The sequence below is a fragment of the Hydrogenispora ethanolica genome (assembly GCF_004340685.1).
GTDB classification, from domain to species: Bacteria; Bacillota; UBA4882; order UBA8346; family UBA8346; genus Hydrogenispora; species Hydrogenispora ethanolica.
This window is the reverse complement of the sequence record NZ_SLUN01000015.1, coordinates 36,807-58,650: the sequence shown is the minus strand read 5'-3', so window position 1 is coordinate 58,650 and position 21,844 is coordinate 36,807. Positions and strand designations below refer to the sequence as shown.

The 21,844-nt window shown below is 58.3% G+C and carries 19 protein-coding genes; 2 read left to right on the top strand and 17 right to left on the bottom strand.

What is annotated here, in order from left to right; all coding sequences use genetic code 11:
• Positions 1-9: 9 nt before the first annotated feature.
• The 6 genes from EDC14_RS13170 to EDC14_RS13145 all read right to left on the bottom strand — a co-directional run bounded on the left by EDC14_RS13170 (position 10) and on the right by EDC14_RS13145 (position 4,839).
• Entirely contained in the window at positions 10-807 is a 798-nt protein-coding gene (locus EDC14_RS13170) for a sugar phosphate isomerase/epimerase family protein (protein WP_132014766.1), read from the bottom strand.
• A 479-nt stretch (positions 808-1,286) separates the two neighbouring features.
• Positions 1,287-2,024 (bottom strand): phosphatase, encoded by a 738-nt coding sequence (locus tag EDC14_RS13165; RefSeq protein ID WP_132014765.1) that lies wholly within the window; start codon positions 2,022-2,024, stop codon positions 1,287-1,289.
• Positions 2,025-2,268: 244 nt separating this feature from the next.
• The gene (locus EDC14_RS13160) at positions 2,269-3,123 is read right to left on the bottom strand and encodes a flavodoxin family protein (protein WP_132014764.1); all 855 of its coding nucleotides are present in this window, start codon (positions 3,121-3,123) and stop codon (positions 2,269-2,271) included.
• A gap of 54 nt (positions 3,124-3,177) precedes the next feature.
• Positions 3,178-3,576 carry a HEPN domain-containing protein gene (locus EDC14_RS13155; RefSeq protein ID WP_132014763.1) on the bottom strand — a complete coding sequence of 133 codons (399 nt, stop codon included), beginning with the start codon at positions 3,574-3,576 and terminating at the stop codon, positions 3,178-3,180.
• Complete coding sequence (locus EDC14_RS13150; protein ID WP_132014762.1) at positions 3,566-3,874, bottom strand: nucleotidyltransferase domain-containing protein; 309 nt, start codon at positions 3,872-3,874, stop codon at positions 3,566-3,568. Before EDC14_RS13150 ends, EDC14_RS13155 begins: the two co-directional genes overlap by 11 nt.
• A 119-nt stretch (positions 3,875-3,993) precedes the next feature.
• Positions 3,994-4,839: a class I SAM-dependent methyltransferase gene (locus EDC14_RS13145; RefSeq protein ID WP_132014761.1), complete on the bottom strand. Its 846-nt coding sequence runs from the start codon at positions 4,837-4,839 to the stop codon at positions 3,994-3,996.
• Positions 4,840-5,165: 326 nt separating this feature from the next.
• Between EDC14_RS13145 and EDC14_RS13140 the strand changes: the two genes are divergently transcribed.
• Positions 5,166-6,365, top strand: a complete 1,200-nt coding sequence (locus EDC14_RS13140) for an MFS transporter (RefSeq protein ID WP_132014760.1) — start codon at positions 5,166-5,168, stop codon at positions 6,363-6,365.
• 296 nt (positions 6,366-6,661) lie between these two features.
• Here the strand turns inward: EDC14_RS13140 and EDC14_RS13135 are convergent, their stop codons facing one another.
• The 8 genes from EDC14_RS13135 to EDC14_RS13100 all read right to left on the bottom strand — a co-directional run bounded on the left by EDC14_RS13135 (position 6,662) and on the right by EDC14_RS13100 (position 17,003).
• The gene (locus tag EDC14_RS13135; RefSeq protein ID WP_132014759.1) at positions 6,662-7,021 is read right to left on the bottom strand and encodes a hypothetical protein; all 360 of its coding nucleotides are present in this window, start codon (positions 7,019-7,021) and stop codon (positions 6,662-6,664) included.
• 760 nt (positions 7,022-7,781) lie between these two features.
• On the bottom strand, positions 7,782-8,546 hold the full coding sequence (locus EDC14_RS13130) for a DUF6338 family protein (RefSeq protein ID WP_132014758.1): 765 nt from the start codon (positions 8,544-8,546) through the stop codon (positions 7,782-7,784).
• A 291-nt stretch (positions 8,547-8,837) separates the two neighbouring features.
• Positions 8,838-11,033, bottom strand: coding sequence for a pyruvate formate lyase family protein (locus EDC14_RS13125; RefSeq protein ID WP_132014757.1), 2,196 nt, complete (start codon positions 11,031-11,033; stop codon positions 8,838-8,840).
• A 29-nt stretch (positions 11,034-11,062) separates the two neighbouring features.
• Positions 11,063-11,968, bottom strand: a complete 906-nt coding sequence (locus tag EDC14_RS13120; protein ID WP_243662924.1) for a glycyl-radical enzyme activating protein — start codon at positions 11,966-11,968, stop codon at positions 11,063-11,065.
• Positions 11,969-12,046: 78 nt separating this feature from the next.
• On the bottom strand, positions 12,047-13,000 hold the full coding sequence (locus EDC14_RS13115) for a sugar ABC transporter substrate-binding protein (protein ID WP_132014756.1): 954 nt from the start codon (positions 12,998-13,000) through the stop codon (positions 12,047-12,049).
• Between the two features lie 162 nt (positions 13,001-13,162).
• Complete coding sequence (locus tag EDC14_RS13110) at positions 13,163-14,674, bottom strand: sugar ABC transporter ATP-binding protein (protein ID WP_132014755.1); 1,512 nt, start codon at positions 14,672-14,674, stop codon at positions 13,163-13,165.
• Positions 14,675-15,670 (bottom strand): ABC transporter permease, encoded by a 996-nt coding sequence (locus EDC14_RS13105; RefSeq protein WP_132014754.1) that lies wholly within the window; start codon positions 15,668-15,670, stop codon positions 14,675-14,677.
• A gap of 124 nt (positions 15,671-15,794) precedes the next feature.
• Positions 15,795-17,003 carry an ROK family transcriptional regulator gene (locus tag EDC14_RS13100; RefSeq protein WP_132014753.1) on the bottom strand — a complete coding sequence of 403 codons (1,209 nt, stop codon included), beginning with the start codon at positions 17,001-17,003 and terminating at the stop codon, positions 15,795-15,797.
• Positions 17,004-17,372: 369 nt separating this feature from the next.
• On the opposite strand from EDC14_RS13100, the gene EDC14_RS13095 reads away from it, so the two are divergent.
• Positions 17,373-17,894 (top strand): nitroreductase family protein, encoded by a 522-nt coding sequence (locus tag EDC14_RS13095; RefSeq protein ID WP_132014752.1) that lies wholly within the window; start codon positions 17,373-17,375, stop codon positions 17,892-17,894.
• Here the strand turns inward: EDC14_RS13095 and holA are convergent.
• From holA to EDC14_RS13080, 3 genes are read right to left on the bottom strand one after another with little or no spacing between them, the layout of a single operon-like run.
• Positions 17,887-18,882: a DNA polymerase III subunit delta gene (gene holA / locus EDC14_RS13090; protein WP_132014751.1), complete on the bottom strand. Its 996-nt coding sequence runs from the start codon at positions 18,880-18,882 to the stop codon at positions 17,887-17,889. The two genes, EDC14_RS13095 and holA, sit on opposite strands and share 8 nt — an antisense overlap.
• Entirely contained in the window at positions 18,879-21,236 is a 2,358-nt protein-coding gene (locus EDC14_RS13085) for a DNA internalization-related competence protein ComEC/Rec2 (protein WP_132014750.1), read from the bottom strand. Before EDC14_RS13085 ends, holA begins: the two co-directional genes overlap by 4 nt.
• Positions 21,233-21,835, bottom strand: coding sequence for a ComEA family DNA-binding protein (locus EDC14_RS13080; protein ID WP_132014749.1), 603 nt, complete (start codon positions 21,833-21,835; stop codon positions 21,233-21,235). Before EDC14_RS13080 ends, EDC14_RS13085 begins: the two co-directional genes overlap by 4 nt.
• Positions 21,836-21,844: the final 9 nt, after the last annotated feature.

Genomic DNA, 21,844 nt, shown 5'->3' with positions numbered 1-21,844 from the left:
AGCCACTCCTTATTTTGTTATTGAATCCAACCAGCGCCGCAGAAAGTCGAGGTTTTCCCGCAATACCGCCTGATCCTTCCGGTCGTCATGACCTTCGATGACTAACGGCAGGCCGGAGTCTCGTAAACCATTCAATAACGCCGCGCAGTCCAGATCACCTTGGCCGAGCGGCAGATGATACCGGTCTTGACTGCGGTCGCTGAGGTGAATCTTGTTGATGCGCTTGATTTTTGCGAAATAATCGTCAAAATCCGTCTGGCGCGGCAGATGAGCGACATCCAACGTGACCATGACCGAATCCGGCAATTGTGACAGAAGCCGGTTCACCGCCGGCGCGTCAATGATGAACTCTTTTTTGACGGGTTCCATCACTTCAACAGATATCACCGCTTGATGTGCTTGGGCAAAAGTGCTGATCTCCTGAAGGCTCTCCGTCAATACGGCAAAATGCCAGTCCGTCCAGGTGGCAGAAAGCGTAAGCCGGCCTGGGTGAATCGTAATGTTGTTAGCCCCGATCGCCTCCGCCAGCAGGATCGATCGTTTGACGAGACGGATCGATTGGCGGCGGATGCCGCGGTTCAAGGCGGCAATATTCAGATCCCAGCTGGCCGCATGGGAGGTCAGATTCATCTGAAAGCGGTCCTTGAGGCGAACGATCTCCCGGATGGAACTCCGGTGATACCAAACCTGCTCCGCCCAGACCTCCACGCCGCCGATACCTCGCCCGTGGACGATCGCGATGACCTGCTCCAGCGGGAAAGCCCATAGCACCGGAGAAGCGATATAAATATTGTGCAGTATCGTCATCCGCTCTCGCTTTATCCCATGGCTTTTAAAAACGTTGTGATAAACCCCGCCGAAGGCCGGGGTGAACACAAAAGCTCAGAGAAGCAAGTGATAAAGTCGATTTTAATCCTTTGAAAGAGTGATTTCCGAATTTGAGGACTTTATCACATGGCTTTTAATTCGACTCCCATTGTATCCGTCTGAAATTAATAACTCATTAAGTGGGATTTAATCTTTGCGCGAATATCACTTTTTCACATCTTACAGTTGTTCCGTTTCAATCAGGCAAAGGCCCGCCGCAAATGTACGCGCCGGGCCCTTGTATTCAATATTCATTTTCAGCCGAAAGTGAAATCAACCCTGCGTGCGAGCGGCGGGGAAACTTCGAAAAACGATTGGAGGGCGAATCAACGAAGCGCCCGCCGGCAGTGCAGCGGCGGGCTTGTGGGGCTTGAAGATAACCAAAAAAACGCAAAACGGAGGCGCGAAAGTTCCGGGCCTCACCGGCCGGGATCTCCCTTGGCGATCCGTTCCTTCCGCTCCTGCAAATAGGCTTCGAAACGGGGCGCCGAGGCGTTCAGCATGAGTTCCTCCGGCATGGCCACGGTTTCGAGCAAGCGCCGGACATGGTCAAACTCGCCCACCCCGGTGCTGAAATGGGCATCGCTGCCGCAGATGACCCGCACTCCGGCGGCTTTGCATTGGACGGCGAACTCCCGGCAATTGGGCGCGCTGCCCGCCCGGGCCGTAAACGAATGGTTATTCAGCTCGATAAGCTTGTGATACTGTTTCGCCGCAGCCACCACCCGGTCGATGGCCACCGGAAACTGGGGATTGCCCGGATGGGCCAGGCCGTCGATATAGGGATTCCGCAAGACATGGATCATGGCCGCCGTGTTCTCTTCGATACCCGCCGGGATCAGGCAGAGATCGTGCAGGCTGGCGATGGCGAAATCCAACTTGCGCAGGGTGGTGTCGGGGATGTCCAAGCGGCCTTGGTAATCGGTGATATTCACCTCGGCGCCCTTGATGATCCGGACCCCCTCCAACAGCGGCGGGATCACCTTCAAATTTTCAAAATAAACCCAGGTGGGAGCGCCGGGCATCGCCGGTCCGTGGTCGGTCATGGCCATCATCGCCAGGCCTTTCGCCTTGGCCGCCCGGGCATTCTCCTGGACAGTGCTGTAAGCATGGCCGCTAACCAGGGTGTGCGTATGGGTGTCGACAACCAGTTGCAAAATATCGCCTCCAGGTTTATAAATCGTTTCTCCCTTCTTGTTTCGGCGGCGAAACGTTATTCCCTTGTCGGATCGAATAAAGAAAATCTTACAAAATCATTGCGCCGGCCGCGCTTTGGCCCAACAAAACAAAAAACGCGGGGCCGGCCGCGCTTCGGGTTGAAAAGGTGGGTTTCCAGGTTGATCATTTTGCCCGGCGAGTCCGGGCAGACTCCGGGATGGCATGAAGCGGTTGCATGGGCGGTTATGACCCGCCCCGCCTTCGCCGTTCACCGGCGGCCGTCTCGCTCTCCCCCGCCCGCCTGTCCAATTCGGCGCTGCGCCGCTTGGCCAGGCGCGCCGCCATCCAATCCACCAGCGCTCCGACGATTCGTTGGCCGGGGCTCAATGGCGCCGGATAGAAATATTCCGTCTCGAACCAGCCGTGTTCCTGAAAATAGCGGCGGTCGCGGGAGGCCGGATCGGGCACCGCCCGGTAACTCGCACGGATCAACCGGAAGAGCGTCAGCATGAAATAGGAAGGCCGCGCCGGACCCGGCCGCCGCAACCACCGGGCGAAGCGGACGGCGGCCCTCCCGAGTTTGCGCCGGAGCACGGCGTCCTCGGCCGGGGTGCGCGGCGCGATGGTATTGATACAGACGCCTTGGGCGGCTTGAAAGCCCCACATCCGGGCCAGCTTGGTCAGATAGCGGACCACTCCGCTCCCGCCGAAGACACCCTGGGTCACGATGGCGATGAACGTCTTCCCGAAAAAACGCGGCCGGTGAAAGACGAAGGCCAGCCGGTCCAGGAAATTTTTCATCAGCGCCGTAACCTGTAGCGCGTAATTGGGGGTGGCGAAGACGACCCCGTCGGCGCGGTACAGCTTCACCAGGAGCAAGTCCCGGTCATCCTGGCGGGGACAAAACTCCTCGCCCTTCGACAGGCAGGCGAAACAGCCCGCGCAGGGCTCGATCCGGAAATCCCGCAGCCAGACATATTCAAAATCCAACTCCGGCCGGTACGCGACGCGCAAGGCCCGCTCAAACTGCTGCACGGCCTGGAAGGTCTCGCGTTTCCGGGGACTCCCCAGCAAGACCACGATGCGTTTTGGTTCCATCCTCCAACCCCCATGCGCCGCGGGCGGCCCGATTCAGAGCCGCCGCAGCGCCGATTATGGCGCGGCCAAGCCGAGTTCCCGCCGGACCCAGGCCAGCAGCTCCCCGGCGAGCCCGGCCGCGGCCCGGTACTCCTCCACCGTCACCGGATCGTAATTGCCGGGATAACGGGTTCCCACCGCATAGTCGGTCAATACCTTCACCGGCTGCAATTCTTCGGGCAAGAGGATGCCGGCCCGCTCCAGCAGCTCGATCAGATAACCGAGATCGTGCGTCTTGGGGAAAGCCACCCCGGCGGCGATGCAAAAAGCTTTGAGCGCTTTCTCCGCCGCCTGTTGGGCATTGAAGCAGAGATCCTCATAGAGGATTTCGGAGGAGAGCGGACCGGCCTGGGCGAAGGCCAGATTGCTTTGGGCCCGCCTGAGCCAGGCCATTACCTTTTCGCTATTTTTCATAGACGACGACCCCGTCTCTGGCCGCGGCGTGATACACCAGGTGCGGATCTTCCTTCAACCGCTCATAATTGTCCAAATCGGCCACGATCACATCCACCGGCGCGCCGATGTTTTTGAAACTCAGATAGATCTGTTGCGACAGGGCGCGCGGTTTGGGGACATTTCGCTTGAGGACCAGCAGATCATAGTCGCTGTCGGCGGCCGGAACCCCTTTGGCGCGGGAGCCGAACAAGATGATGCGGTCGGGCTGGGCCACCCGGACAATGACATCGATCGCTTTTTGCAGGGAATCCGTCATGCGGGCCGGACCCTCCTCTCGAAAGACGCTGGGAGTAAACCTACTCCTAATTATATGTCGCCGCCACCGATTCTACCAGATCCGTACGGGACGGTGACGGAAACCAGCGGTGCGCCGCTTCATTTCCGCGCCACCGCGCAAAGGGTCTTGGAGGTTTCGTCAAACGCTTTGCCGGCCACATCCGCGAAATACCGGATGCTGCCGAAACCGGCCGCGCTCAGGACGGCATCCAGCTTGGCGGGGGTGTACACCCGGTTCCACAGGCGGTATACCGCCAGCTGCTCCGCGGCGTCGAGCACCGCAATCTGTTCCAGATAAGCGTCCTCGTCCGGATAGGCGTAATGGCTGTGGAGGCAGAGGTACGGGTAGGGCCGCCAATAGCCGGAAGGCCGGTGTTCCCAATGGAAAGACTCCCGGAAATCCCGGTATTGCAGCGGCGTGAACACGTCAAAGACCAGCCGGCCGCCGGGTTTCAACGCGGCATGGATCTTTTGGAGCAACCGGTCCCGCTCCCGGTCGGCGAAGACCCCGATATCGCAATAGATCAGGATGGCCAGGTCGTATTGGTTCTCTTCCTCCAGGGTCAGGTAGTTCTGATAACGGTAGTCGATGGCCAGGCCGCGCTCTTGGGCCCGGGCCTTGGCATACTCGATCGAGCGCCGCGCGAAATCGATCCCCGTCACCGCATAGCCGCGGCCCGCCAGGCGCTCCGCATACAGGCCGGGACCGCAACCCAGGTCGAGGATACGGCCGCCGGCCGGAAGCTCCGCGATCTTCTCCAGCCACTCCGCCGAAGCGTCGATGAAGGCATGGCGCCGGCTGGCCGCCTCCAGGTCCGGGTCCAAATGAGCCGCGAGCATCCCCTTGGAGATATGCTCGTCGTCCCAGAGCGAGGCGGTGCTCGCGGCGAAGACCGCGGGCCGCTGCGAGTACTGGTAAAGCAGTTTAAAATCGATCGGTTCCATGGAAAAAGCCCTTTCTCGATGAAGATGGAATGATCAATTCGGGCCGTTTCATTCCAATTCCTGCCATACGGGATGAAATAAATTTCTTTACGAAGATTTGCATTGTAAAGCCGAATGCAACTGAAATCAAAGCGAAATGTATTTCATCCTACTATAGCGGTAATGAGTTAAATTCAATCCCTTCATGTCCATCACGACCGGCTTTAGTTTGCCGGCTTCCCCATTACGACGATATATTCCATTTTGGTAAAAGCTCTTGCCTTCGAGTAGACTATAAGCGGTATGATTAGCTATAAAATACCGATGCAACCTAAAGGAGTTTCCGGATGCCGTTCCAGAACCATGAGGCCCCGCCGTCCAAGCCCGCCTTGAATCAATTCTTGGTTATGGTGATGGCGGTGGCCTGCGCCATTACCTTGGCCAACTTATATTACATCCAGCCGCTCCTGGGGGAGATCGCCGCGACTTTTCATGTGACCCAAGTAAGCGTGGGTTTCGTGGCGATGCTGACCCAGATCGGTTACGCCCTGGGCATGCTGTGTATTCTGCCCCTCGCGGATATCCGCGAGAAACGTTCCCTGATCCTCATCATGCTGCTCTGTGCGGCCTGTTCCCTGATGGTGATGTTTTTGGCGCCCAGTGTCGGCTGGATCTCCTTTGCCGCTTTCGCCATCGGCTTTACCTCGGTGGTGCCGCAGTTGCTCGTCCCGCTCGCGGCGCAGCTGGCCGCCCCCGGGGAGCGGGGCAAAACCATCGGAACGGTCATGAGCGGCGCCTTGATCGGGATCTTACTGTCGCGGACCTTCAGCGGCCTGGTGGGGGAATACTGGGGCTGGCGCAACGTCTACCTGATCGCCGCGGGATTCATGGTCCTTCTCGCGATATTTTTACGGAGGTTGCTCCCCTTGTGCCCGTCATTCTCGACGCTGCGCTACGGGGAGTTGTTTCGCTCCATGGCGACGCTGGTCAAGACCCGGCCGGTGCTGAGAGAAGCCTCGCTCAACGGGGCGATGGTCTTTGGGGCGTTCAGCGCCTTCTGGACCACGCTGGTCTTTCTATTGGGAAGTTCCCATTATCATCTGGGCGCGGACGCCGCCGGGCTGTTTGGGTTGGTCGGCGTAACCGGAGCCTCGGCCGCCCCCATCGTGGGCCGGATCGCCGACCGCCGCAGCCCCAAATTCACGGTGGGCATCAGCATCATGATCATTGCAGCGGCCTACTTGTGTTTTTTGATGTTTGGCTTCAAACTGTGGGGGTTAATCATCGGAGTCATCTTGCTCGATCTGGGGGTGCAGTCCTGCCAGGTCTCCAACCAGTCCCGGGTGTACGCGCTGGATGAAGCGGCCCGGAACCGGCTGAACACGGTTTATATGGTTTCGTATTTTATCGGGGGAGCGCTCGGATCCCTGCTGGGCTCATACAACTATGCCCATTTCGGCTGGCCGGGAGTATGCGCTTTGGGACTCCTGACCCAGGCCATCGCGCTTATCGTGCATTGCCGAAACAGGGCGGCCCCGGTGCCCTGAAAATTTTAGTGACGGCGAATTAAAAAGCAACCCCTGATCATTGGCTGGCCGGGGGTTGCTTTTTTTAAAAAAATCCTTTGGTCAACTCTCGTTTTTAGTTTAAAAGAATCCCTTATTCTCGGCCTTTGGTTTAGCTTTTTCGATGCGATAGTTGAGTTGAGAATTCAATTCCACTCCTTATCATTTCCTTCACCCGGCGCTCCCCGAATTAAAAAGGACCGGCTCGGAAACGCATTGAGTCAGTCCCTTTGGGCTCGGCGCGGCGGCCAAACCCAAGACTTTACCCCTCCTGGCTTTTAATCCAGATCGGCCCAGGCCTTTTTGCCGTCATAATGCAGGGTGATGACGGAGGTCTCTTTGAGGTTGATCTTTTCCCAGGTAATATCATTGCCTTCTTTGTCCTTGATCATCAGATCCCAGTACTTCTCATCACTGCCGTCGAATTCGATGTCGATCTCCTCGCCATCGGCCAAAACATCGTCGCCCAAAACATCTTCCTCCCAATCATTCGAGTTGCTGGGCGAGAGATAGATCTCATGAATCTCCACGCCGGTCTCATTGACCAGCGTAAAATCCTGGCTTCCTGCCATGGCGGACGCCGCCGCGCCCAACAGCATCAAAACCGCGATCGTGAAAACCAAGGTCAGTTTGTGCATCTTTATCCTCCTCTGATTCTTGAATGGGTGGTACAGAAAGGCACGGAACGAATCGGCGCAACCCCTCGAGCCGGCGATCGACCCCCCTCGGAAACCGCTTGCAAAATAATACTGCGTCATGGAAGATGGCTTTATTGTAACAATTGACGTTTGAATTGGCACTAGCCGAAAGTATAGTTTTTAAAATAAATTTTTGCGGGGTAAGCGGGACAAATAAACCGAAAATACTTGGCTGGACCCCTGCTGCGGCGGCCGTAAAAAGGGCATACCTTCGCTGCGTGGGTAAACATGGTTCGCCTATCTATGTCTGCAGCACGGGCAGTTCCCGACGGAAGCCCAGCCTATCTTGAACCTTGATTTATAGGATTGGAGGATTGGCATGATTAATAAAACCCAAGCGAATTCCATCATCAGGCGAATTATGGTTCAGACATTATAAGCCCTCCTGGCTTTGGGGCTGCGCGACTTGGCCTTGGGGAAAAAGCTCATTTGGTTTTGCTTTTGGATACCAACCCGGTGCCGCCCTGCGGCGGCTTGACCGTAGCCTTGCTATTGGTCCGGGGCTGATAGCCCTTGATCACTTTTTTCAAATTGCCTGTCATCAAGATTCACGCTCCGCATGGATGCAACGGCCGTATTTGGAAGCGCCCGATTTGCGAAAAAAACATTCAAGCGTTCGTCATCTGCCGCAAATCTTATCCGCCATGGCTCCGTTGCAAAAAATAGATGCTTACGGGTGAATTCTTGACCGGTTTGACCCTCAGTATACATCGGGAGAGGTTTTTTTGTTGACACCGCTTCCGCCCGACGGCGGCGCCGGGAGAGCCGGCTCAAGCGCCACCGGTTGGTACCCTGGAGCATTCGACCCGGCGGCGCGCCGCGGCTCATCGCTCCGGGCCGCCGCCGTTTCCGCCGCCGCGGTCGGCAACTCCAGCTCCTGAAGATCGAAGAACTCCAGCAATTCGATGCTCTTCTTGGGGATCCAGGCGCCCTTGGTCTGGGGGACCCGCTCCAAGAACTGGCCGGTCTCGCTGATCCGCCAGACCTCGGAGATATAAATGTCCTGATGGTAAGGGAAATTGGCCGAGAAAGAGCCGTTGCCGTAGAGCCCGCCGATGAGGTCGCCGCTCTTCAGCCTGGCCAAAATCCAGCAGGCTTTGCGCTGGCTGAAAAAGTAATCCCAGGCGGTCGGGACCAGCTCGACAATCTTCCCCGCAAAAAAGTCCAGCTTCAGGAGGGCGTTCAGCGATATCGCCCAGATGATCGGCAGAATGAAGAGGATCCCGAAGTGAATGAGGTAAAACCAGAACGGATGACGGCGGTAGAAGTCCGCCGAGTTGATCGGGAAAAACACCCAGAAGGTCAGCGCAAAGTTGATGCAGCTGAACCCGATGGCCTCAAAGAGCGCCCCCTGCCAGTTGCGTTTCTCGCCGGGCACCATCAGTTCGAAGACTTTCAAGGAGATAAATCCGGGCACGAAAAAGATCAACAGCAGCGGAATCTTATCCAGGCTCAAACTATCCATGGCCGATCACCCCATGGAGCCATATAGGATGAAATAAATTTCTTAACTAGATTTGCATTCCTAAGGCCGAATGCAAATGAAATCAAAGCGGAATTTATTTCATCCTATACAGCGGTAATAAGTTGAATTAAATTCCTTAATTTCTCCATCATGGAAGGCTTACGGGACATGATGCTTCATGATGCTTATTTAGAAATTTAATTCAACTTATATATTCCAAAATTTCCTTCATAATCCTGCTTCAGCCATGGAATATTTTTAAGAAAAGCAGCTCCCCGCCACAGTGCCGGCTCAACTCTCGATGATCCGGTCCACCACCAGCTGCCGGAAATCCGGCGACAGCATCGCGAAATACGCGGTAAACCCGGTCACCCGCACCACCAGATCGGGATATTGGGACGGATCTTGATGGGCCGCCAGGATCTTGGCCTTGTCGATGATGTTGATGTTCAACAGGGTCGCGCCGTTATCAAAGATGGCCCGGATCAAGTCGGCGATCTTCTGGACCGACTCCGCGTCCCCGGCCAGCTTGGGATCGAGTTCCAGCTGGATCGGAGCGGTATTGCCGTACGCGGGCTGAATCGCGGCCACGGTATTGGCCAGCGCGGTGACGGCCCCGTCCTTCCGGAAGCCAGGCAAGGGGTTGGCGCCATGATTGATCGGCTCCCCGGCGCGCCGGCCGTTGGGCGTCGCGCCGACCGCCTTGCCGAAATCAATGGTATTGGCCCAGGAGAACCAGCCGGGAATGAAATTGTAAGGATAGTGGCCATTCTGCTCCCGGACCAGGTCGGTGAAGAGGGCCGAGATCCGCCAGCCCCAGGCGTCCCCCGCCGAATCCCCCTCGCCGTAACGGGGGGCGCGTTGCATCATCCGCCGGATATACTCCCCCTCGACTCCCGCGTAATCGGCCCGCAACTGCCCGGCCAGGCCAGACCAGCTGATCTTGGCTTCTTGCTCGATCCACGTCTCCAGCGCGGCGAAGGAGTCGGCCACCACCGCGATGCCGGCCCCGTCGATGGCCATATTATAGAATTGCGCGCCGCCGGCCGCGACATCCAGGCCCTTCTCCACCGGCCCGTGCGAGAGCAGATTCAGCATGAGTTCCGGTTCGTTGTCGGCCTGGTGTTCCAGGTGAAAGGCGATCCCCCGCGCGGTGGCCTCCACCGCCAGCCGCAAATGCTTCGCGAAAAGCTCCCACAGCTTCGCCACAGTGGGTTGGGCCACCGTCGCCATCAGTTCCTGGAAGGCCACCTCGAAGACTTTGGCGGTGTTCACTTTCACCAGGTCATTCATGGTATATTCCAGGCCGGGCAGGGACATCCAGTTGCAGCCGACCGCGATCCGCTGCCGCGCCAGCTCCGCCGGGAAACCGCAACGGGTGAACCCCTCCACCAGCGCTTTATCCCCCGAATAGCGCGGCCAGCCGTTCTTATTGGTGAAAAGGTATTCGACAGATTTCAGGAAGAATTGCGGATCGAGCCCGTCATGCACCCGGATCGTCAGATTGCAGGAGGTATTGATCTGATGGGCCGCTTCCAGGATCAGATACGAGATGCGGCTGGTCAGATCGCGGCCGTCCGGGTCGGGCCCGCCCAACTGGTAATAGTGGGTATCGTTCAGCAGCAGGCAGGCCAGGTAGAAGCGGGCCGCGTCATCGTCGATCAGGCCGGCGGCCAAGTCCCGGGTATAGTAGGGCCGCAACAGTTCGTCCAGTTGCCCGCCGGCCCCGTCCCGGTTATAGGTGCGGCTGGCCATGTTGAACCAGCAGAGCCACTGGCAGGCTTCGCGCAAAGTGCGCGGCGGTTTCTCGACCACCCATTCGTTGACCTCGTACATCTCCTGCAGATTCTTTCGGAGCTGCGGATGGCGTTCGATGGCCGCCAACTCCCGGATCACCCGGTTCGTCCGGCGGATCCAGGTCTGCACCGCCCGGATCGTCTGCTGCTCCGCCTCGTAAAACGGCTGGTGCTCCGGCCCGTGCAACGCCTGGTAATGGCGGAGCTTCTCCAGGAGTCCGCCCCAGCCCAGTTCCAGCCCGATCCGGTAGTCCGGCGCGAAATGGGCGTCGGACCCGATGCCGCAGATGATGTTGTAGCGGTCGAAGGCCGGCTGCAAGTGGGAATAATCGAATTCGGGCGGCCAGATCGGCCCTTTCAACCGCGACAGAAAGAAGATCCATTTGCCGGAGAAAGCGTCCAGCGGATCGACGTAAATGGGATGCTTGCTCAGCAGAGCGGCGAAATTCTCCGCCCAGCCCCGGTAACCGTAGAAGGAGCCATCGGGATGGTTGGGAAGGATCGACCATTGAAAATCGGCCGGAGCGACGATCCGGCCGTAATCATCCTCATTCAGGCCGCCCTCGCGCCGCACCTTCTCCTCGGTCTGGGCGATCTTCCGCTCCCGCAGGACGGTGAGGCGCTCATCATAGCTCAGCCGGCGGTCCGCCGGAATTTGATTGAGATAGTTTTTGACAATAAAATCCTTCATCTCCGCTTCTCCTTCGCAAAAAAATACCGTCAGTCCCGCTTGACCCGGATCCCATACCCCTCCGCCGCTCGCGCCAGACATTCCATCGTCGCCTCGGGGAGCCAGGCGGCACCCTGGAACGGGTTCTCCCGCCCCAACGCCCGGTACTTGTTCTCGCCCAACGGGTTGAATCGCAACAACTCGTAATATAACAAATTGGGCAGCCCGGCAAGGCACTCGGCGATGCGGGCGATGACCGGTTCGGAATCATTGACGCCGGGAATCACCGGCGTCCGGATGATCAACGGAACCTGAACCTGGGCCAGGTGCCGCAGGTTTTCGTGGATCAGGCGGTTATCCGCGCCGGTCCAGCGCCGGTGTTCCGCGGCATCCCAATGTTTCACATCCAATAACAACAGATCGGTCAGGGGCAGTACCGTTTGGAGATCTTCCCAGGTCGCGCAGAGATTGGTCTCGATGGCCGTGGGCACCCCCTGTTCCCGGCAGAGCGCCAGGATTTCCCGGGCGAAGTCCTTTTGGACCAACACCTCGCCGCCGGACAAGGTCACTCCGCCCCCCGAACGCTGGTAATAAGCGCGATCCTGCAATATCTCTTCCAACACCGCCTGGGCGGAGACTTCCCGGCCGGCCAGGACCGCCGCGCCCGGATAACAGACCGCCGCGCAGCGGCCGCAAGCGATGCAACGGTCGCGCTCAAAACGGTGTTGCCCGTCGACGGCCCGCTGGGCGCCGGCCGGACATACCGGAATACAATGCAGACAGCCGAGGCACTGGCTTTCGTAATACAATAGCTCCGGTTTCGGGTTGATCGTCTCCGGATTATGGCACCAGGCGCAGTTCAGATTGCAACCCTTGAAGAAAACCGTCGTCCGGATCCCCGGTCCGTCATGGAGTGAAAATCTTTGAATATCCGTGATGAGTCCTTTCAAACCCAAAACCTCGCCATCCTCTGAATTTTTAAGATTTCGCGGAGGGCAAAAACCTTTGCCCTCCGCCGGAAACCCACTCTGATGCTATTTCAAAAATTCTTTGGCATTGCTGCCGTCAGCCACTTTTAACGGCGAGAAGACTTTCGCCGGCACCTTTTTGCCGTTTAGCAACGGAATGATATATTGCTGAATGACGGCCCGGCCGTGGCCGTTGGGCATGAATGCGGTCGTGGCCTTGAAGGGGCTGTTGGTGTCCAGCAAAGCCTGGAAGCTCGCCTCGCCGATGCCGCCCTGTCCGAAGCAGGCGACTTTAGCGGACATTCCCCGGGCTTCCACCGCCGACGCGGCGCCGAGGGTTATATCGTCATTGATGCCGAACATGATGTTGACGTCAGGGTGAGCGGTCAGGATGTCGGCCATCACATTGGCGCCTTTTTCGCGTAGCCCTTCGGCGTCCATCACCGGCAGATAGACGGCATTCGGCACCACCTTGGTGAAAGCGGCTTTGAAACCGCTGATCCGCTGGTTGACTTGGGAAGCCACCGCGGCATGGGTCAGGATCGCCACTTTGGCTTTTTGGCCTTTGAATTTGGCATTGAAATACTTGCCGGCATATTCGCCCATCAATTCTCCGGCCTTGACCTCGTCATGGGTGAGAAAATACGAGCCTTCGATGTAGACGTCGGAAGAGATGACCGGGATTTTCTTCTTTTTGGCCGCTTCCATAATCGCGCCGCCGATCTTCGGATCCGGGGTGCTGACCATCAACACTTTAACCCCGCGGCCGATCAGGCTCAGGGCATTCTGCAGACAGGCCTGGCCATCGTTGTTGCTGTCGGCGATCTCCAATTTAATCGGCTGGCGGCTTTCTTTGATCGCTTGCTTCATCCCCTCAATCTGATTGCCCCAATATTCGTCCACCATCCGCATCACGGCGTAACCCACCAATGCTTCCCTGGGCGCCGCGACCGTCACCGAAACCATCATCATGGCGGCCAACAAACCGAGGACTACCTTGACTAAACTTTTGTTTTTCACAGGATACTACCTCCCTTTCAAATTTGGCAGCTTTCGAAGCCATGTGATAAAGTCTCTTTCCAACCGATTCGGCTATAAAAGATTTAAAAACCGACTTTATCCCTTGCTTCTCTGAGCTTTTGTGTTCACCCTGGCTTTCGGACAGGGTTTATCACAACGTTTTTAACAAACCTGGTGATGGGCGGCGAGGAAAATAATCTTCTCCTCCGTCGCTTCCTCCTGCAACATTTCTCCGACAATCCCCCCTTCCCGCATGACCATGATCCGGTCGCTGACCGTGAGGACCTCCGGCATATCCGACGAGATCATCAGTACCGTCATTCCTTGTCGCGCCAGCTCTTTTATGAGCCGGTGGATCTCGGCCTTGGCTCCGACATCGACTCCGCGGGTCGGTTCATCCAGAATCAGGATCTGCGGTTGCGGATGATGAGTCAGCCAGCGGGCCAGAATCACTTTCTGCTGATTGCCGCCGCTGAGGTTCTCCACCAATTGCCGCAGGTTTGGCGTTTTGATAGCCAGTTCCCGAACCCCCTGTTCGGCCAGGGACTTCTCCAGCCCGGCGCGGACAAAGCCCCCGGATTGGAGGTATTCATGGTTGGCCAGGTTGATGTTCCGGGAGACATCAAGCTTGAGGACCAAACCGTGCCGCCGCCGTTCCTCCGGGAGGAAGCCGAAGCCGGCGCGGATCGCGTCGCGGGGGCAGCGAATGGCCAGGGGAGTACCGTTTAATTTCACGCTTCCGGAGGTCGACTTCTCCAGTCCGAAAAGCAACCGGGCCAATTCGGTCCGACCCGAACCGACCAGTCCATAAACTCCCAGGATCTCGCCGGGATAGATTTTGAAGCTGCAGGATTGGACCACGCCGCTCTGGGATAGATTATCGACTTCCAAAAACGGTTGATCGCGCCGGACCGGGTGCTTCGCCAAGCGGTTCTTATCGATATTGCGTCCGACCATCAACCGCACCAGTTCATCGTAATTGGCTTCCGATCCGGCGATAGTGGCGACTTTGCCGCCATCCCGCATCACCGTGATCCGGTCGGCCAGATTGAGCACCTCGGCCATGCGGTGCGAGATATAGATCATCCCGACCTTCCGCTCCTTCAATAGCTGCATATTGCGGAAGAGTTTGGACGACTCCTCGTCGGTCAAGACCGCCGTGGGCTCATCCAGGATGATCAGCTTGGCCTGAAGCGACAGAGCCCGGGCTATCTCAATTTGCTGCCGGTAACCGACCGACAGGTTGCCCACCAGTTCCCTTGGGTCTAGGTCGATCGCCAAAGTATCCAATAGCGTCCGGGTCTGGCGATACAGTGCGGCCCAGTCCACAAAGCCGCTGTTGCGGCGGCGCGGCAAACGTCCCATGAAGATGTTCTCCGCCACGGAAAGCGCCGGGGTCAAAGTCAATTCCTGATACACCGTGCTGATTCCCAGCTCCCTGGCGATCTTCGGCGAGCTGATCCGGACGGGCCGTTCGTCAACGAACAGACTGCCTTGATCGGCTTGGTACACGCCGGAGATGATTTTGATCAGAGTGGATTTTCCGGCGCCGTTCTCGCCCATCAGCACGTGGATCTCGCCCGGCAGGACATCGAAGGAGACATGATTCAGCGCTTGCACGCCCGGGAACGATTTGCAGACACCCTCGAGCCGTAAAATGGGTCCACAGGCCATCTAAGCCGCCCTCCTCTGCCTCATCTGGTCAATTCCCACCGATAACAGCAGAATCAAACCGCGCGCCACGTCCTGCAGAAAACTGGAAAGGCCCAGCAGCACAAAGCCGTTCCCCAGGACTCCCAGGACCAAAACGGCCAACAAAGTATCCTCCACCTTGCCCTGACCGCCGGTAAGGCTGGCTCCGCCCAGGACCACGCAGCTGATGGCGTTCAATTCATAACCCGTCCCCGCGCTGGGAACGCCGGCGGTTAACCGCGACGCCAGAATAATCCCGGCAAAGGCCGACAAGACGCCCATGATCAGATAAACCCAGATCGTATTGCGCTCCACGTTAATCCCGCAAACCCGGGCCGCTTCGGCATTGCCGCCGATGGCATAGACATCCCGGCCAAACGCAGTTTTGGTCAAAACCACATAGACTACCGCCACCACCAGAACCATCAGGATCACCGGCACCGGGATGCCAAAAAGGATGCCGCGGCCCCAGAATCCGAAATCCGGAAAAGTCGGCTTGGTACCGTAAATCCCGAATGACAGCCCGTTGGAGTAGAGGAAAGCGATGCCCCGCACGATAATCATGGTGGCCAACGTCGTAATGAGCGGATTGATCTTCACCTTGGCGATGGAAATGCCGTTACAAACGCCGATCAGCAGTCCGATGAGCAAGCCGGCGGCGATCGCCAGCCCTTGCGGCATTCCGCTGTGCAGCATGCTCCCGACGATTACCCCGGTCAGCGCCATATTGCTGCCGACCGACATATCCATCCCGCCGCTGGCAATGGCGATGGTCATCCCGGCGGAGACGATCCCGATCAGCGACAGTGACAGCAACATATTGGAGAAATTATCCAACGTCAGGAAATAGGGTGAGATCATTGCAAAGATCACGATTAGGACCACCAGTGAAATCAGTAACCCGATCCGTTCCAAGGAAATTGCGGATCGCTTTGAAGTGTTTTTCGGGGAAGCACAAGCTTGCATGTGAGTTGCCATACCCAACCTCCTCAAAATGATTGATGAATCTCGGCCAAACTATCGCTGATAAATTCCCTCCTTATCTGGTCAATGTTACAATTTGATATATACATATAAAATGTATATAATTGAATAATCTTCATCACACTTCGGGTTTCTTATAAATTTCGTTCATGACCAATGCGGCGGCGCCCATCACCTCGGGCTGTTCGCTCTGGCTGACCACGATCTCGATATCTTTCGCTTTCAGGGCAAAGGTGTTCTCTCGGGCGACCCGGATCGCTTCCTCGGTAAAGAGCGGGCAGGAACAACAGACCTCGCCGCCGAGGATCACCAGGTCCGGATTGAACATATTGATCGAATTGGCGATCCCGACCCCCATAATCCGCCCCGCCCGGGTCAGCGTCTCCACCACCAAACTATCGTTGCATTGGCAAGCTTCGGCGATCATATTGAACTGGATATTGCCAAAATCCGCGCCGGCATGCTCTCTCAGGATCGATGGGGCTCCTTCCCGGAGCCGCTGCTGGATCTGTTTGATGATCGCCCCGGTGCTGGTATAAGCCTCAAGACATCCCCGGTTGCCGCAATAACAAGGCTCGCCCTCGAAATGGACCACATGATGGCCGATATGACCGGCATAACCGTCCCGGCCCAAGTAGACCTTGCCGTCGAGAATGACTCCGCCGCCCACCCCGGCGTCGGCATAAATGTAGATACAGTTCTTGACATTTTTGCCGAGGCCGAACCATTGCTCGCCAATGGCGCCACAAATGGTTACATTCCGCGATACGGTGGTGAATTCGGACAGATGCTCCTTTAACAGCCCGTCAAAATCGGCATTCTCCCATCCGGCAAAGACCGATGAGGCGATCAGCGAACCGGTCTTAAAACGGGAGCCCGGCGTCGCCACTCCGATGCCGGCGATCTTCTCTTTGGGAATCCCATCGCTCTCCATCATCCGGTACACGATGCTTTTGATCTGCTGCACCACGCCCAAGGGGCCCGCGCTGCTGTCGGTCAGCTCGATGATCTGGTCCAGGATCTTGCCGTTCCGGTCGGTTAGAATCACCACCAAACGCCGGCCGATCTTCACTCCCACCAGGTACCCGCTGATCGGGTTGATCTTCAGCATAATCGGCTTCCGGCCGGAGCTCGTATCCGCTTTTCCAATCTCGATGACCAGCCCCTCTTCGATCAGGCGGTTGACGATCCGCAACACCGTGGGCAGGGCCAGCTTGGTCAGGTTCACCAGCTCCGCCCGGGAGATGGGCTCATGATCCTTAATGGCGTTCAAAATGACACTCTGATTGATATCCTTCAGCAATCTGGCGTTTCCGACCGGTTTCACAGCGATCCCCTTGTTTCACTTATTTTAAATTACATACACTATGTATATATATTTAAACGAGTCCCGCCAAACTCCTTCTTTTTCGTTAAATTTTTCTTCCGAGAATTTTAAATTGTTCCGCGGCTGCCGCTCCGGCGCTATCGTATCGCCAAAATATTTCCGCGGCAAACCGGCAAAGCTAACCCTATCGAAAAGCGTTGTGGTAAACCCTGTCCGAAGGCCAGGGTGAACACAAAAGCTCAGAGAAGCAAGGGATAAAGTCGTTTAAACCCTTTTGCAGGTCGAATTGATTTGAAAGAATTTGAAAGAGACTTTATCTCATGGCTTCTGAAACGGATCCAAAACTTTTACCGTAGGAGGGGATTTCTTTTGACCAAAGATCTCATCGATGCCATCCAGGAGCGGCACAGCATCCGCGCCTATGAAACCACCGCGATCCCCGACGCCACCATCGGACGGTTGCTGGAATCGGCTCATCTCGCGCCCAGCGCCGGGAATCTGCAGCCCTGGAAGTTCGTGGTGGTGCGCAACGCCACTCTGCGCCAGGCATTGGCGGAAGCCGCCTTTGGACAGGATTTTATCGCCGCGGCTCCGGTCAACATTGTGGTCTGCGCGGAACCGGAGCGCTCCGCCGCCCGCTACGGCGAACGGGGCGCCGGGCTCTATTGCCTTCAGGACACGGCCGCAGCGACTCAGAATATTTTATTGACCGCGACCGCTTATGGTCTGGGCAGTTGCTGGGTAGGGGCATTCGATGAAGCAAAGGTCCGGCAAACGCTGGGGATCGGCCCGGAATTGCGGCCCACAGCCATCATTCCGCTGGGGTATCCGGCCGAGGAACCGGAGGAGGTCGCCTATCGCAGTATCGATGAGGTCACCCTGATCATGTGAAGGAGCAGATCTCCACCACCGCCAGCTCCAGTTCCAATCTGGGCTCCCGCTGGCCGGATTTCATCCGGTAGTCGGCGGCTACCAGCCGTTCCGAGATCCGGGCCAGTTCCGCCAGAGTGAACCGGCTGGCCTGGCTGAAACTTTTTTCCGCCACATACGGGTTGATCCCCAAAGTCCCGGCCAGGGCTTTGGCGGTTACTCCCGCGGCGCGGGCCGTCAGGGCCGCCGTGATGTTGCGAAACTGCCGGCTCAACGTCGCCAGGATCTTCGTCTCATTTTCGCCCGAGTCCAGCAGTTCCACCAGGCGCGGCAGGCCCAGGCGGGGATTGCGTTGCGCCACCGCGTCGATCAGGCCGAAGATATCCGGTTCCGGCTCGCCGGGGATCAGCGCATCCAGCTCCGCGTCGCTCGGCGCGGAACGACCGCCGAGAAAGGTCTGCAGCTTTTCCAGCTCGGTCCGGATGCGCAATAAATTGGGACCGAGCCTCTCGATCATCGTCCGCTGTTGCGGCGGAGTCAATTTCAGCCCCAGCTTTTCCGAACGCTGCTTCAACCAGAACGGCAGCTCATTGGGGGTGATTTTGGCACAATCGACCACGTTCAGATGCCGGGTCAATTCCTGGTGAATTTTCTTCCGGCCGTCCAATTTCAGGGCGGAGGCGAACAAGTAGACTCCATCCGCCAGGCGGGAAATACCCTTCAATAAGGCCTCCTCCAGCCCGTGCCCGGATTCCTCCAGTCCTTCCAGCCGCACCAGCCGGGCTCCGCCGAAAAAGGGCGGCGTTTCCATCTGACCCAGCAGTTCTTCCGGGCTGGTCTCCCCGGCGGGCATCCGGATCAGATTGAAGGCCAAATCGGCGGGGGCGACCAGCCTGGCGGCAGCGGCCTGGAACAGCTCTTCATGGAAAAGCTTCTCCTCGCCCAGAAAAAGATAGGCCGGCAGCAGCCTGCCTTCGGAAACCTGTTTAAAAAAATCATTCCGATTCATCGTTGCTTTTCCCTCCTGGCGACCGTCACGGATAACCGGTTGGAATAGAGCCGCAGATCGATCCGGCCGTCCCGATCGGTGCGGTAGACCGGCACTGCCAACGCCCGGAGCCGTTTCAAGGCCTCCGGCCCCGGATGGCCGTAATGATTGGACCGGCCCACCGAGATCAGCCCCACCAGCGGCCGGACCTGCGTCAAGAAGTTCAAGGTCGACGCCCCGTTGCTGCCGTGATGGCCCACTTTCAACACTGCGGCGCGAAGTTCATGGGGGTATTTCCGGCTCAACATAGCTTCGCCCTCGGCGCTCAGATCTCCTGTCAACAACAGTTTATTTTTGCCGAAAGATAAGGCGATCACCAAAGAACGGTCATTCTCCGACAGGCCCGCTTCCAGGGCCTCGTAGATCCGGCCGCTGACGGACCGCCCCAACCGGACCCCGGTGCCGTTACCCGCCACCCGGCAACGTACTCCCAGGCGCTCGGCCGCCCGCCGCAGCCGCCCCAGTTCCGGCTCGATGCTGCCGGCCGGCAGAAAGAGCGTCCCCACCGGCAAGACATTCAACACCTCAAGCAGGCCGCCGCGATGGTCCAGATCGCCGTGCGAGAGGTAGACCTGATCCAGGCGGGCAATCCCTTCCCGGCGCAGGACCGGCAACACCGAGCGGCGGCCCCGGCCGCGATTGCCGCAATCGATTAACGCGCTGCGCCCATCGGGCGTTTTGAGCAGCAAGGCATCGCCCTGGCCGACATCGATCATGGTCAATTGGAGGCATTGGTGAGTCAAGCGGTAGCCGTACGCGGTCCAGCCGATCAGGTTGGCGACTGATAAAAAGACCAAAAGAGCCGGTCCCCAGCGGATTTTGAGATGGGGAAGGCCGGTCAGGCGGTTCGGCCGGATCCAATCCAAGAAGAGCGCCAAGCCCAAATAATAAGCGAGCAGCCAGGGCCAGGGCCAGACCGGGGAATAACTGGCGGCCCACGGTTGCCCGGCCCAAAAGTGGACGATGGCGCGGGTCAGGCTCAAAACCCAGTCCAGACCGGTCAAGGCGATAGCGCCGCCCGCCGGAAAGACCGCTCCCAACGCCTCTCCGGCCAGGCCGCCGACCACGATCAAATTGGCCGGAATCAGCAAAAATAAGTTGACGATCGGTCCCGACCAGGAGATCTGTTGGAAATAATGGATCAGGATAGGGAGAAGCGGCAGTTGGGCGGCAACGGAGATCAAAAGGCAATCCCGAATTAGCCTCAGCCAGCGACGGCCCGCCGGAAAACATTCCCGCAGCAACGGAAAGAGCCAGACCACTCCCAGCGTGGCGCCGCAAGAGAGCTGAAAGCCGATCTGGGTCAACGCATACGGATCGAGCATCAATAAGATCCAGGCGGCCAAGGCCAGGCGGTTCAGGCCGTCGCGCGTCCCCATCCCCAGCCATGTCCCGGCCAGAAAGAAAAAGAGCATCAAGCCGGCCCGCAGTACCGGCGGCTCCATCCCGGTCATCAGCGTATAACTGCCGATGGCTGCGGCCAACGGCCAGAGCCGCCAGCGTTCGGGAACCCGCAGCCAACGCAGCAACAAGCTCAGAAATCCGGCCACCAGCCCGACATGAAGCCCGGAGACTGAGAGCAGATGAATGGTCCCGGTGCGCTGCAATTCATTCTGGAGGCGGGCCGCCGCGCCCGTGTCGCCGATCCTGTCCCCGAACAACATGGCGTGGAGCAGCTCCAGATTCAGACCTTTCAGGGTCCGGGCGCCCGCGACCTTCATCCGGCTCCGCCAATGGTTGGCCCATTCCAGCGGCGATGGCAAGCCGCTCCGCTTGGGCCGGGCAATAAGCGGCGCCGTTCGCAGCCAGAGATAACCGGAGACCCGCTGCTGTTCCGCCGGGCCGGGCCATCCGGGCAACGGCGAAAAGGCCGCCCGGAAGCGGCCCTGGCAGCGCACCAAACGGCCCAGGACCTCATCGGGCAAAGCCGTCGGGCTCTGCAGCCGGATAATTCCGGACAATCCCCGGCTCCGCGCGGGGTCCAACCGCACCCGGCAACTGAACCCGAAATCCTCCTGGCGCGGCCGTTCGATGGCTGTGCCCTGAAGCGACAGGATCTGACCGTTCCAAATTTGATTTTGCGATATCGTCCGCCGGTAATCAGCCCGGGAATGGCTCATCCAGAAACCGCCCAGGCCGAAAAGGACCAGCAGGACCAACCAGCCCTCGCCCCGCCGGTTGAATAGCAGAATCAACGCCGCTCCGGCTCCGGCCGCGCCGGCCAATCCCAACCACAGCAGGGGCGGTAACTCCAGCCAGACCGCGGTGGCGATCCCGGCCGCCATCCCCAAAAAACCGCCGCTGGCCCAAGTCATTTCACATACAGGAAACTGCGGAATTTCTCCAGTTTTACCGGGCCGATCCCCGAGACATTCCCCAGATCATCATAGGTGGCAAAAACGCCGTGTTGGGTCCGGTACTCAATGATCTTGGCCGCCAGCACCGGCCCGATGCCGGGCACTGTTTCCAGCTCCGCCGCGGTGGCCCGATTCAAATCGAACGGCCCCTTGGGCTCCGCTGCCTTGGCGGCCCCGTCCGCCCGGGAACGGGCGCCGGTGCTGCGGGATTTGGAACGGGAATTCTCCGGAAGGACCTCTCCTTGTTTGGGAATATAAACCTGTTCCCCATCCTGAACGAACTCCGCCAGATTCACGCGGTTCAGATCGGCCTCCGGCAGCGTCCCGCCGGCCATCTTCAGCAACTCGAACTTGCGAAGCGGCGCTTTCACCTCGATTACGCCCGGTTTCCGGACCGCGCCGCAAACATGCACGTACATCGGTTGCTCCGCGGCGGCGATGGGGTACGTATCGGCGCGCGATTGTCCGCCGTCGATAAAAAACAGGGCGCCCGCGATCACGAGCAGCGCCATCAGCACCAAGGCGGCAATCCGTTGTGGCATGGTCAGCTGAAACAAATTCCTCCC